We start from the raw sequence: 12,012 nt of genomic DNA, 5'->3' as shown, positions 1-12,012 counted from the left end.
CCGGCGTCCACCCATGCAATAAACCGGAGTACCAAAGCTGATGTCGGACGAAACCCTGTTGCGGATCGGAATCCTGATCGCCGGGCTGTTTGTGGTCGGCGCGATCCTGTTTTTTGGCCGGCCGCGCAAGCCCGGCCAAGGCCGGCGGGTTGCGCGCGCCGCCGACGGCAGCGGGTCAAGGCGTGAGCCGACGCTGGGCGAGCAGCTTGAGGACGAGGTCGCAGCCGATACGACCGCTGCCGCTGGCGAGGATCCGACCGCTCAGGCGGAGCTGGACCTCTTTGAACGCAGTCTCGACGGCACCGCGGGGACCGAGCTCGGCAAGCGGGTCAGCGACGAGTTCGACAAGATCGTGACGGTCTATCTGGCCGCTCGCGCCGGCGAGAAGCTGCACGGCCCGGACATCGTCGTGGCGGCGGAAAAGGCCGGCCTGGTCTACGGCCACATGGGCGTGTACCACCGCCTGATCGAGCAGCAGCCAGAGCGCGGTCCGGTGTTCAGCGTGGCCAACATCGTCAAGCCGGGCAACTTCGAGATGGGCACCATCCAGGAACTGGAAACCCCGGCGATCGCGTTCTTCCTGACCCTGCCGGCGCCCGTCGCCGCGCTGGATGCGTGGGAGGCCATGCTGCCGACCGCGGAGCGGATGGCCGAACTGCTCGGTGGCCTGCTGCTGGATGAGCAGCGCAACAATCTGGGTCGCCAGCGAATCGGCCACATCCGCGACGAGCTGCGCGCCTACGACCGCGAGCGCGAAGCACCGCCGCTGAGCAAGCCCAGCCGCTGGTAGCAGGTCCCGATGTCCGCGCCCGATCCCGCCGCCCGCGTGGCCGAGCTGCGCCGTCAGCTCGACGACGCCAGCTACCGCTATTACGTCCTCGACGACGCGGCGATTCCGGACGCGGAGTACGACGCCCTGCTGCGCGAGCTGGAGGGCCTGGAGGCGGCCCATCCCGAACTGGCCGGCGCGGATTCGCCGACCCAGCGCGTCGGTGCGCCGCCGTCGGGCGCCTTCGCCAGCGTCACCCACGCCATTCCCATGCTCTCGCTGGGCAACGCCTTCAGCGACGACGAGGTGGCCGATTTCGTCCAGCGCATCGAGCACCGGCTTGAGCGCAGCGACCCGGTGTTTTCGGTGGAGCCCAAGCTGGACGGCCTGGCCATCAGCCTGCGCTATGAGGATGGCCGCTTCGTCCAGGGCGCGACCCGCGGCGATGGCGCCACCGGTGAGGACGTCACTGCCAACCTGCGCACGGTCAAGGCGATCCCGCTGGCACTGCGGGGGACGGATTGGCCGGCGGTGCTGGAGGTCCGTGGTGAGGTCTACATGCCGCTGGCGGGCTTCCATCGCTACAACGAGCGCATGCGCGCCGAGGGTGGCAAGCCGCTGGCCAACCCGCGCAACGGCGCCGCCGGGTCCCTGCGACAGCTGGACCCGCGCATCACCGCGCGCCGGCCGCTGGCGTTCTACGCCTACGCGGTCGGGCTGGTGGAAGGCGCCGAGCTGCCGCCGACGCACTCGGCGACGCTGCGGCAACTGCGCGACTGGGGGTTCCCGGTCAGCGCGGAGAGCCGCGTCGCCACCGGGTTGGACGGGCTTCTGGCGTACTACCGCGATATCGGCGAGCGCCGCGACCGCCTGGCCTTCGACATCGACGGCGTGGTCTACAAGCTGGACGACTACGCCGGCCAGCTGGAACTGGGTTTTGTCTCGCGCGCCCCGCGCTGGGCGCTGGCGCACAAGTTCCCGGCGCAGGAACAGTCCACGGTACTGGAGGCCATCGAGGTCAACATCGGTCGCACCGGTGCGGCGACGCCGCTGGCCCGGCTCACCCCGGTGCAGGTCGGCGGGGTCGAGGTCAGCCGGGCGACCCTGCACAATGCCGACCAGGTTGCCCGGCTGGACGTTCGCGTCGGCGACACGGTGATCGTGCGTCGCGCCGGCGACGTGATTCCCGAGATCGTGCGCGTGGTGCCGGGCATGCGCGCGCCGGATGCGCAGCCTTGGCAGATGCCGACGGTGTGCCCGGTGTGCGGCTCTGACCTCGTGCGCGAGGAGGGCGGGGTGGTCTGGCGCTGCTCGGGCGAACTGGTCTGCCCGGCCCAGCGCAAGGAGGCGATCGAGCACTTCGCCTCACGCCGGGCCATCGACATTGACGGGCTGGGCGAGCGCTACGTCGAGGACATGGTCGATTTTGGTTATGTCACCTCGGTAGCCGACCTGTACACGCTGTCCCTGGACGACCTGCTGGAGATGAAGCGCCGCGGCGACGAGCGCGACGGCACGACGCCGGACACCGTCAAGGCGGGCAAGGTGGCGACCCGCTGGGCGGAGAACCTGATCGAGGCCATCCAGAGCAGCCGCAGGACGACCCTGGCGCGTTGCCTGTTCGGTCTGGGCATCCAGCACGTCGGCGAGAGCACCGCCAAGGCGCTGGCGGAGTGGTTTGGCGATCTGGCGGTGATCCGGAGGCTGCCGTGGCCGCTGTTCAAGCGGGTGCCCGACATCGGCTCGGAGGTGGCCCATTCGATCGGACAGTTCTTCGACCAGCCGGGAAACCAGAAGGTGATCGACGAGCTGCTGGCTGGCGGCGTCGAAATTACTGACGCCCGGCCACCGTCCGCGCAATTGCGGGGCGCACTCGGGCTGGCCGACTTGCTGGTGGACCTGGAGATCCCGAAACTCACCCGCCTGCGCGCCGAGCAGCTGGCGGGCGTCTTTGCCGAGGCGTCCGCGCTGCTGGACGCGCCCGTGCACCGCTTCATCACCGCCGGCCTGCCCAATGACACCGCCTCGGCGCTGGAGACCTGGCTGACGGACGCGGAAAATGCCAGCCTGCTGGCGCGGTGCGGGGAAGCGATCGCTGCGCTGGAGAAGCTGATCCCGGAGGTGGATGAAAGCACCGCCGGCCCGCTGGAAGGTCGCACCGTCGTGCTCACCGGGACCTTGGCCGCGATGACGCGCGACGAGGCGAAAGCGCGCCTGGAAGTGCTGGGCGCGAAGTCGGCCGGCAGCGTGTCGAAGAAGACCGGGTTCGTGGTCGCCGGCGAGGCGGCCGGGTCCAAGCTCGCCAAGGCCGAGGAACTCGGCATCGAGATCTGGGACGAGGCGAAGCTGCTGGCCTTCCTCGGCAAGCACGAGTGAACGTCCCGCATTCCGCTGGCGATCCGGCCACAGACTGGAGGCCGCAAGCGCGGTTTTCCGCGTTGAAGTTGCGGGCGGCACTCAACGCGCGGATCCGCGGATTCTTCGCCGAGCGCGACGTGGTCGAGGTGGAAACCCCGGTGATGTCAGTGGCCGGAAACACCGAGCCGAACATCGACTCCTTCACCAGCGATTTCAGCGGCCGCAGCGACGGCGGACCCCGTACCCGCTGGCTGCGCACCTCGCCCGAATACCCGCTCAAGCGCCTGCTCGCGGCGGGCTTTGGCGATTGCTACGAGCTGGGTCGGGTGTTCCGCAACGGCGAGGCCGGCGCGCGCCACAATCCCGAATTCACGATGCTGGAGTGGTACCGCGTGGGTTGGGACCATCGCCGGCTGGCGCAGGAAACTGCCGAGGTCATCAACCTGGGCCTGGATCTGGTCGGTCGCCAGGTGCCGCTGGTGCAGGTGCGCTACCGCGACCTCTACCACGACCGGCTGGGCCTCGACCCGCTGACCGCCAGTGAGGAAGTGCTACGCAAGGCCTTGGGAGACGTGGTCCTGGACCCCACCGGCCTGGTGCGGGATGACTGGCTGGACCTGCTGATGACCCACCGACTGCAGCCCGGCTTCAGCGACGAGACCATGCTGGCCGTGCACGACTACCCGGCCACCCAATGCGCGCTGGCGCGGCTGCGCGATGATGGCGACGGCTCACCGCCGGTGGCGGAGCGCTTCGAGCTCTACCTGGGCCCGCTGGAACTGGCCAACGGCTACCACGAGCTGACCGATGCAGCCGAGCAGGGCGCCCGCTTCCAGCGCGACGGCCGCATCCGCCAGACGCGCGCCGACCGGATCCCGCCGACCGACCCGCGTTTTCTTGCCGCACTGGAAGCCGGATTGCCCGACTGCGCCGGCGTCGCCCTCGGTGTGGATCGGCTCATGATGGCGATGCTGCGCACCGACCGCATCGCCGATGTGATCGCCTTCGACTTTTTCCGCGCCTGATCCCGTTTCGCGCGACCCGTGGACCCTGCCGCCATGAACGACACCTTCGACTTCGACCGTTACGACCGCGTTCGTCCGATCCGCTGGACCGGCGACGCGCTCGAATTGCTCGACCAGCGCCGCTTGCCTTTCCACGTCGAGTACGTCCGCTGCGAGACCAGTGAAGACGTGTTCGACGCGATCCGCGCGCTGACCGTGCGCGGCGCGCCGGCGATTGGCATCGCCGCTGCATGGGGACTCGTTCTGGCCGCGCGCGAAATCAAGGCGGAGGACGGTGCGGCCGCGGTGCTCGCGCTGGAGCCGGCCATCGCCCATCTGAACGATGCCCGCCCGACCGCGGTCAACCTGGCCTGGGCGCTGGCACGCATGCGACGTGTGCTCGCGTCCGCCGGCCGTGACTGGCGCGAGGTGCTGGAACGCGAAGCAGGCGCCATTGCCGATGAGGACCTGGCCGCCAACCGTCATATGGGGTCGCTGGGCGCGGCATTGATCGCCCCAGGCAGCGGCGTGCTGACCCACTGCAACACCGGCTCGCTCGCGACCGCAGGCTTCGGCACCGCGCTGGGCGTGATCCGTGCCGGCGTCGCCCAGCAACGCATATCGCAGGTGTTTGCCGGTGAAACGCGGCCATGGCTGCAGGGAGCGCGACTCACGGCCTGGGAACTGCAGCAGGACGGGATCGCGCCGATACTGGTGGCTGATTCGGCGGCCGCGCACCTGATGAAAACCGGCCAGGTGCAATGGGTCATCGTCGGCGCCGACCGCATCTGCGCCAACGGTGATACCGCCAACAAGATCGGCACCTACCAGCTGGCCATCGCCGCCCGCCACCACGGCGTGAAGTTCATGGTCGCCGCGCCTTTCTCAACCGTGGACATGGCGATGCCGGACGGCGACGGGATACACATCGAAGAGCGCGATGCCGCCGAGCTCTTCCATCTGGGCGGGGTTGCCACCGCAGCGGAAGGGATCGCTGCCTGGAATCCCGTCTTCGATATCACCCCGCACGGATTGATCGACGCCATCGTGACCGAGCGGGGCGTGATCACGCAGCCGGATGCCACCGCCATGCAGGCCGCTTTTGGCGCGTAAGTCCTTGTTTCTCTGGAAAAACAGCGGGGCATGAGGATGCCTTTCGTGCTATAATTCGCTGTCTTTTTCCCCGGTATTGCCGCGGATCGGATTCTCTCTTGTGCCGGCCTGCTGCAGTGCCGGTCTGGTCCAGTTTTTCCGCGGGCGCATGCTCACCCGCACCGCGGTAAACCACCTCAGCTCAACTACGGAAACCTGATGGCCGATCTTGCCAAGGAAATCATCCCGGTAAACCTCGAAGACGAGATGCGTCGCAGCTACCTCGATTACGCCATGAGCGTGATCGTCGGCCGCGCGCTTCCCGACGTCCGCGACGGGCTCAAGCCCGTGCACCGGCGCGTGCTGTACGCCATGAGCGTGTTGGGAGCGCATTCCAACAAGCCGTACTTCAAGTCGGCGCGAATCGTCGGTGACGTGATCGGTAAATACCATCCGCATGGCGACCAGTCGGTGTACGACACGCTGGTGCGCATGGCGCAGCCGTTCTCGCTGCGATACATGCTGGTGGACGGGCAGGGCAACTTCGGCTCGGTCGATGGGGATTCCGCGGCGGCGATGCGTTACACCGAAGCGCGCATGGCCAAGATCACCCATGAGTTGATGGCGGACATCGAGAAGGAAACCGTCGATTTCCAGCCCAACTACGATGAGAAGGAGTTCGAGCCTACGGTGATGCCCACGCGCATCCCGAACCTCCTGATCAACGGTTCGGCCGGTATCGCCGTCGGCATGGCGACCAACATCCCGCCGCACAACCTGGGCGAGATCATCGACGCGACGATCGCGCTGATTGACGACCCGGACATCGACGTCGACGGCCTGATGGTGCACGTGCCAGGGCCGGACTTCCCGACCGCCGGCATCATCAACGGCACCTCGGGCATCATCAACGCGTACCACACCGGCCGCGGCCGGGTGCGCATGCGCGCGCGCGCCGAGATCGAGGTGGCCGACAACGGCCGCGAGGCGATCGCGGTCAGCGAAATCCCCTACCAGGTCAACAAGGCGAAGCTGATCGAGAAGATCGCCGAGCTGGTCAAGGAAAAGCGCCTGGAAGGCATCAGCGAGCTGCGCGACGAGTCCGACAAGGACGGCATGCGCATCTACATCGAGGTCAAGCGCGGCGATTCGGCTGACGTGGTGCTGAACAACCTGTACCAGCAGACCCAGATGGAGTCGTCCTTCAGCTTCAACATGGTCGCGCTGGTCGATGGCCGCCCGCAGTTGCTGAACCTCAAGCAGATCCTGCAGGCCTTCGTCCGCCACCGCCGCGAGGTGGTCACCCGCCGCACCATCTTCGACCTGCGCAAGGCGCGTGCACGCGCCCACGTACTGGAAGGGTTGACCGTCGCGCTGGCCAACATCGACGAGATGATCGAGCTGATCAAGACCTCGGCCAACCCCAACGAGGCGCGCGAGCGCATGCTGGCCAAGACATGGGAGCCCGGGCTCGTGGGTGCGCTGTTGTCGGCAGCTGGCGCGGAGGCCTCGCAGCCCGAAGACCTGCCGCGCGGCGTGGGCCTGGTCACCGGCGCCAATGACAGCAAGTTCTACCAGCTGACCGAGATCCAGGCCCAGCAGATCCTGGAGATGCGCCTGCACCGCCTGACCGGGCTGGAGCAGGAAAAGCTGACCGAGGAATACAAGCTGCTGCTGGATACCATCCGCGGCCTGATCGAGATCCTCGAGGATCCGAACGTACTGCTGCGAGTGATCCGCGAGGAGCTGGAGAACGTCAAGGTGGAGTTCGGCGACGAGCGCCGCAGCGAGATCCGCGAGAGCGAGGAAGACCTCGACATCCTCGACCTGATCGCGCCCGAAGACGTGGTGGTGACGCTGTCCCATTCCGGTTACGCCAAGCGCCAGCCGGTCAGCAGCTACCGGGCGCAGAAGCGCGGCGGTCGCGGGCGCAACGCGGCCACAACCAAGGACGAGGACTTCATCGACAGCCTGTGGCTGGTCAATACCCACGATACCCTGCTGACCTTCACCAGCGCGGGCCGGGTGTTCTGGCTGCCGGTCTACCAGTTGCCCGATGCCGGCCCGAACGCGCGCGGTCGTCCGATCATCAACTGGATCCCGCTGGAAGCCGGCGAGCAGGTCCAGGCCGTGGTGCCGGTGCGCGACTACGACGGCGACCGGCACGTCTTCTTCGCGACCCGCAACGGCGTGGTCAAGAAGACGCCACTGAGCGAGTACGCCTACCGCCTGCAGCGCGGCAAGATCGCGATCAACCTGGATGAGGGCGATGCGCTGATCGGCGTCGAGCTCTCTGACGGGCATTCGGACATCATGCTGTTCTCCAGCGAAGGCAAGGCGGTCCGGTTCTCCGGCGAGACGGTGCGCTCCATGGGTCGTACTGCCCGGGGCGTACGCGGCATGCGTCTTGGTGCGGGCGGCAAGGTCGTCAGCCTGATCGTGGTCGATGGTGACGGCGACATCCTCACCGCCAGCGAGCGTGGTTTCGGCAAGCGCACGCCGGTCGACGAGTACCCGTGCAAGGGCCGTGGCACGCAGGGCGTGATCGCGCTGAAGACCAGCGACCGCAACGGCCTGCTGGTCGGCGCGATCCAGCTCAGCGACAACCACGAGGTGCTGTTGATCTCAGACGGCGGCACGCTGGTGCGCACCCGCGCCTCGGAGATCTCCCAGGTCAGCCGGAACACGCAGGGCGTGACCCTGATGCGACTGGCGGCCGATGAGACGCTGCAGGCGGTGGAGCGCCTGGATGCATCGCTGGACGATGAGCTGGACGACGACACGGAACTGGCAGCGATTGCACCGGATGTGATCGTGTCGGATGTGATCCCGGCCCAGCCCGGTGAAGCCGGCGGCGACGAGCCTTCCGGTGACTCGCCGGGCTGATAAGTCCGCACTGTCCGAGTACGGACCAGATAAAGCAGAACGCCGCCCCATGGGGCGGCGTTCCTGTATCCGGGGCGGCAACCCGCGTGTGAAGCGGCTGCTGGTGTGGTTGCTCAGCTGCCGGTCCAGCCGTCCAGCATGTCCGACAGCTCGTCCGCGTGCTCTTCCTCCTGGGCCAGGATCGACTCCAGGATGCGCTTGGTGGTGGTGTCCTTGTCGCCAATGTAGTTGATGATCTGGCGATAGCTGTCGATCGCGATGCGCTCGGCCACCAGGTCCTCCTTCACCATGTCGCGCAGGTCGGTGCCTTCGACGTACTCGGCGTGGGCGCGCTTGCTGAGGATGTCGGGGTTGAAGTCCGGCTCACCGCCCAGCTGGACGATTCGCTCGGCGAGCATGTCGCCATGTTCCTCTTCCTCGCGGGCATGCTCGAGGAACTCGGCCTTGATCGAGTCGGCCATCAGGCCGCTGGCCATGAAATAGTGCCGCTTGTAGCGCAGCACGCAGACCAGCTCGGTGGCCAGCGCCTCGTTCAAAAGACGGATCACCACCTCGCGATCAGCGGTATAGCTGTCGGTGATGGCCCCCTTCTCGATGTGCTGACGGGCGCGTTCGCGGATAGTGGCCAGATCGGTGGCAAACGGGGAGGCGTTTGCGTCGGAACCCTCGCGGGAGTCGTCTTGCTTGCTCATGTGGTTCTCCGGACAGTGGGGAAGGGGTCAGGTAATCTGGTTCAGTGGATCTGGGTCACGCGATCTGGGACAGGACGTGCTCGGCCGATGACACCCGGAACTCGCCCGGCGCTTCCACGTTGAGCTGTTTCACCACGCCCTGCTCGGCGTAGATGGCAAACCGCTTGGCGCGCACGCCCATGCCGTAGGCACTCGCATCCAGCTCCAGGCCCAGCGCACGCGCGAAGTCGGCGTTGCCGTCGGAGAGCATCATCAGGCCGTCGGGAACGTTCTGGCTCTGTCCCCAGGCCTGCATCACGAATGGATCGTTCACGGCCACGCACGCCACCTCGATGCCCTTGTCATGGAACTGCTGGTAGTGCTCGATGAATCCCGGCAGGTGCCTTTCCGAGCAGGTCGGAGTGAATGCCCCCGGGACGGCGAAGATCACCACATTGGTGTCACCGAACAGGGTCCTGGTGTCAACGCTCTCGACACCGTCTCCGATGCGCTGCAGTACCACGTCGGGAAGGCGGTCGCCTACCTGGATGCTCATGCGGTTCTCCTGAATGAAGGGCTCAGTCTAGGCGCGTGCTTCTAAAAATCACGTCAAGGGCGTGCCGGGCGATAGGCCGTGCGATGTCGGATAAAAGTGCCGCAACAGCGCTTGAACCGGACACTGTCCGGAACCATATCCACCGCAGGGCATGACCCGGCGCGGCGCAGCGAATATCCTGTGGGGCGTGCCGCCGTGCTGGCCATGGCCCGGCAACCATTCCTGCATTGCACCGTCCTGGTGCAGGCACTGGAGCAATGAATGCATTTCAAGGATTACTACGACACCCTCGGCGTAGAGCCCACGGCCGGAGAGGCGGAGATCAAGACCGCGTACCGGCGGATGGCGCGCAAGTACCATCCCGACGTGAGCAAGGAGTCGGGCGCCGAGGAGAAGTTCAAGGCCGTCAACGAAGCCTATGAAGCGTTGCGGGACCCGGAGAAGCGGGCCGCCTATGACCAGTTGCGTTCGCGAGGCTACCGCCCCGGCGACGAGGTCCGGGCGCCGCCGGGCGGCTTCGATTTCAACGGTGGCCGCGGCGGCCCGGATTTCGAGGAGGTGTTTGCCGGCGGCGGCGCGGGCGGTGGCTTCAGCGACTTCTTCGAGACCCTGTTCCGGCGCGGCCAGGCAGGGCACGGCGACCCGTTCGCGCAGGCGCAGCGCGGGCGGCCCGGCGCCGGCCCGCAGCGCACGCCTGATACGCGGGCCAAACTGTCCGTCTCGCTGGAGACCGTGTACGCCGGCGACACCGTGCGGGTCAGCGTGCACGGCAAGACCCTCGACGTGAAGATTCCCAAGGGAATCGCACCGGGGCAGGTGATCCGGCTCGCCGGCCAGGGCGGTAATGGTAGCGCCCTGTTGCTGGAAATCGAGTATTCCGCCCATCCCCGGTTCGAGGTGGATGGACGCAACGTGATCCACGTGCTTCCGATCGCTCCGTGGGAAGCCGCGCTGGGAGCGACGGTCAGCGTGCCCACGCTCGGTGGCTCGGTGGAGTTGAAGATTCCCAGGCAATCCGAAGCCGGCGCGAAGCTGCGCTTGCGCGGACGCGGCATTCCGGCGCCGGCAGGCACGGGCGACCAGATCGTCGAGTTGGAGGTGCTGGCTCCTGCACCGGCGACCAAGGAGCAGGAAGCCGCCTACGCGGCGCTGCGCGAGGCCTTCGGGAACGACTGGCGCCGGGAGTGACCGGCGCCACTGCTCTCAGGCGGGCAGCAACTGCTCAAGCACCTCGCCCAGCTCGGCCTCGTTGAAGGGCTTGGTGATGTAGGCGCGCGCACCCTGGCGCATGCCCCAGACGCGGTCGGTTTCCTGGTCCTTCGTGGTCACCAGGACCACCGGGATGTGCTTGGTCGTGGCGTCGCGACAGATCGAGCGTGTGGCCTGGAAACCGTTGAGGTTTGGCATCACCACATCCATCAATACCAGGTCGGGCAATTCACGGCGCGCGACCTCCACGCCGGCTGCACCGTCTTCTGCCACCAGGGTGTCGTGCCCCAGTTTCTCGACGATGCGCTGGATACCCATCAACTGCGACGGTGAGTCGTCGACGATCAGAATGCGAGCCATGTCTTTCCCCAAAGTGACTGCCGGATTGTAGCGGCGTCCGGTCGGAGCGCCAAACAATTCAGATCCGGACCAGTGTGTCAGATCCGGACCAGCGTGCGACCCAGCGACCCGCCCGCAAGCATGGTGTCGAACACGTCGGGAAGCTCCGCAAGACCCGCTTCGCGGGTGCAGATGGTGTCCAGGTGCGCCGGCTTCCAGTCGCTTGCCAGGTGCTGCCAGACCGCTTCGCGCACATCGCGGGCGGTGCCGGCCGAGGCGACGCCCAGCAGCGAGACGCCGCGGATGATGAAGGGCATGACCGTCGCATCCAGCTCGGCGGACGCGGCCAGGCCGGCGCTGGCAACATTGCCGTAGGGCGCGCACTGGGCCAGCAGGCTGGTGAGCATCGGTCCGCCGACGTTGTCCAGGCCGCCGCCGAAGCGCGCCGATTCCATCGCCCGGCCGGGCGCCAGTGCGTCACGGCCGAGCACTTCGGTGGCGCCAAGCCCCTTGAGGTAGGCGTGCTGGTCCTGCTTGCCGCTGATGGCGTGCACCTCGAACCCGGCGCGGGTGAAGATGTCGATCGCCAGCGAGCCCACGCCGCCGCTGGCGCCGGTGACGGCCAGCGGGCCCATGTCGGGCTTCTGGCGGTTGTCCACCATCCGGAACAGCGCCAGCGCGGCGGTGAAGCCGGCGGTGCCGATGATCATGCTTTCGCGCAGCTCAAGCCCGGCAGGTAGCGCAATCGCCCATTTGGACTCCAAGCGGACGAACTCGGAGTACCCACCGTCGCGGGTCTCGCTCAGCCCGCTGCCGGTGGCAAGCACGCGGTCGCCTTCCTTGAACGCCGGATCGGTCGAGGCCACCACGTGGCCGGCCACGTCGATCCCTCCGACCAGCGGGAAGCGCCGCAGGATCTTGCCCTTGCCGGTGCCGGCGAGGGCGTCCTTGTAGTTGACCGACGAATACGCGGCCTTGATCACCACCTCGCCCGATGCGAGATCGTCCACTGACACCGCCTCGATGCCGCTGCGGTAGCCCTGTTCGTCGTTGTGGATGCGGAAGGCGTTGAAACGGTCTGGAATGGCGTTGGACATGAGTTCCTCTCGAAATTTCCACTCGAAACGG

Annotated in this window: 10 protein-coding genes; 6 read left to right on the top strand and 4 right to left on the bottom strand. The window is 67.1% G+C overall.

The window, feature by feature from the left end:
- Nucleotides 1-40 precede the first annotated feature (40 nt).
- The 5 genes from zipA (at nucleotide 41) to gyrA (ending at nucleotide 8,109) form a co-directional block, all read left to right on the top strand.
- Nucleotides 41-790: a cell division protein ZipA gene (gene zipA / locus INQ43_RS07565; protein ID WP_194036037.1), complete on the top strand. Its 750-nt coding sequence runs from the start codon at nucleotides 41-43 to the stop codon at nucleotides 788-790.
- Nucleotides 791-799: 9 nt separating this feature from the next.
- Nucleotides 800-3,145 carry an NAD-dependent DNA ligase LigA gene (ligA, locus tag INQ43_RS07560; protein WP_194036036.1) on the top strand — a complete coding sequence of 782 codons (2,346 nt, stop codon included), beginning with the start codon at nucleotides 800-802 and terminating at the stop codon, nucleotides 3,143-3,145.
- A 62-nt stretch (nucleotides 3,146-3,207) separates the two neighbouring features.
- Nucleotides 3,208-4,152, top strand: coding sequence for an EF-P lysine aminoacylase EpmA (epmA, locus tag INQ43_RS07555; protein WP_248285381.1), 945 nt, complete (start codon nucleotides 3,208-3,210; stop codon nucleotides 4,150-4,152).
- A gap of 33 nt (nucleotides 4,153-4,185) precedes the next feature.
- The gene (gene mtnA, locus INQ43_RS07550; protein ID WP_194036035.1) at nucleotides 4,186-5,244 is read left to right on the top strand and encodes an S-methyl-5-thioribose-1-phosphate isomerase; all 1,059 of its coding nucleotides are present in this window, start codon (nucleotides 4,186-4,188) and stop codon (nucleotides 5,242-5,244) included.
- 198 nt (nucleotides 5,245-5,442) lie between these two features.
- On the top strand, nucleotides 5,443-8,109 hold the full coding sequence (gene gyrA, locus INQ43_RS07545) for a DNA gyrase subunit A (RefSeq protein WP_194036034.1): 2,667 nt from the start codon (nucleotides 5,443-5,445) through the stop codon (nucleotides 8,107-8,109).
- A 113-nt stretch (nucleotides 8,110-8,222) separates the two neighbouring features.
- Here the strand turns inward: gyrA and INQ43_RS07540 are convergent, their stop codons facing one another.
- On the bottom strand, nucleotides 8,223-8,801 hold the full coding sequence (locus tag INQ43_RS07540) for a ferritin-like domain-containing protein (RefSeq protein WP_194033726.1): 579 nt from the start codon (nucleotides 8,799-8,801) through the stop codon (nucleotides 8,223-8,225).
- A gap of 55 nt (nucleotides 8,802-8,856) precedes the next feature.
- On the bottom strand, nucleotides 8,857-9,336 hold the full coding sequence (locus INQ43_RS07535) for a peroxiredoxin (RefSeq protein ID WP_194033725.1): 480 nt from the start codon (nucleotides 9,334-9,336) through the stop codon (nucleotides 8,857-8,859).
- 261 nt (nucleotides 9,337-9,597) lie between these two features.
- Between INQ43_RS07535 and INQ43_RS07530 the strand changes: the two genes are divergently transcribed.
- Entirely contained in the window at nucleotides 9,598-10,524 is a 927-nt protein-coding gene (locus tag INQ43_RS07530; protein WP_194033724.1) for a DnaJ C-terminal domain-containing protein, read from the top strand.
- Between the two features lie 15 nt (nucleotides 10,525-10,539).
- On the opposite strand, the gene pilH is transcribed toward INQ43_RS07530, so the two are convergent.
- Nucleotides 10,540-10,905, bottom strand: coding sequence for a twitching motility response regulator PilH (pilH, locus tag INQ43_RS07525; RefSeq protein ID WP_194036033.1), 366 nt, complete (start codon nucleotides 10,903-10,905; stop codon nucleotides 10,540-10,542).
- Between the two features lie 77 nt (nucleotides 10,906-10,982).
- A complete protein-coding gene (locus tag INQ43_RS07520; RefSeq protein WP_194036032.1) occupies nucleotides 10,983-11,981 on the bottom strand; it encodes a YhdH/YhfP family quinone oxidoreductase in 999 nt (332 codons plus the stop codon).
- Nucleotides 11,982-12,012 lie beyond the last annotated feature (31 nt).

It is taken from the genome of Lysobacter sp. H23M47 (genome assembly GCF_015209765.1).
GTDB lineage: Bacteria > Pseudomonadota > Gammaproteobacteria > Xanthomonadales > Xanthomonadaceae > Novilysobacter > Novilysobacter avium.
The sequence above is the reverse complement of the archived record's forward strand: the minus strand, read 5'-3'. Positions and strand labels throughout refer to the sequence as shown.

What these genes read in the sequence shown, in the direction of transcription:
- pilH (WP_194036033.1), bottom strand. Translation starts at nt 10,905, where the DNA reads ATGGCTCGCATTCTGATCGTCGACGACTCACCGTCGCAGTTGATGGGT.
- ligA (WP_194036036.1), top strand. Translation starts at nt 800, where the DNA reads ATGTCCGCGCCCGATCCCGCCGCCCGCGTGGCCGAGCTGCGCCGTCAG.
- gyrA (WP_194036034.1), top strand. Translation starts at nt 5,443, where the DNA reads ATGGCCGATCTTGCCAAGGAAATCATCCCGGTAAACCTCGAAGACGAG.
- INQ43_RS07535 (WP_194033725.1), bottom strand. Translation starts at nt 9,336, where the DNA reads ATGAGCATCCAGGTAGGCGACCGCCTTCCCGACGTGGTACTGCAGCGC.
- mtnA (WP_194036035.1), top strand. Translation starts at nt 4,186, where the DNA reads ATGAACGACACCTTCGACTTCGACCGTTACGACCGCGTTCGTCCGATC.
- INQ43_RS07520 (WP_194036032.1), bottom strand. Translation starts at nt 11,981, where the DNA reads ATGTCCAACGCCATTCCAGACCGTTTCAACGCCTTCCGCATCCACAAC.
- INQ43_RS07530 (WP_194033724.1), top strand. Translation starts at nt 9,598, where the DNA reads ATGCATTTCAAGGATTACTACGACACCCTCGGCGTAGAGCCCACGGCC.
- zipA (WP_194036037.1), top strand. Translation starts at nt 41, where the DNA reads ATGTCGGACGAAACCCTGTTGCGGATCGGAATCCTGATCGCCGGGCTG.
- INQ43_RS07540 (WP_194033726.1), bottom strand. Translation starts at nt 8,801, where the DNA reads ATGAGCAAGCAAGACGACTCCCGCGAGGGTTCCGACGCAAACGCCTCC.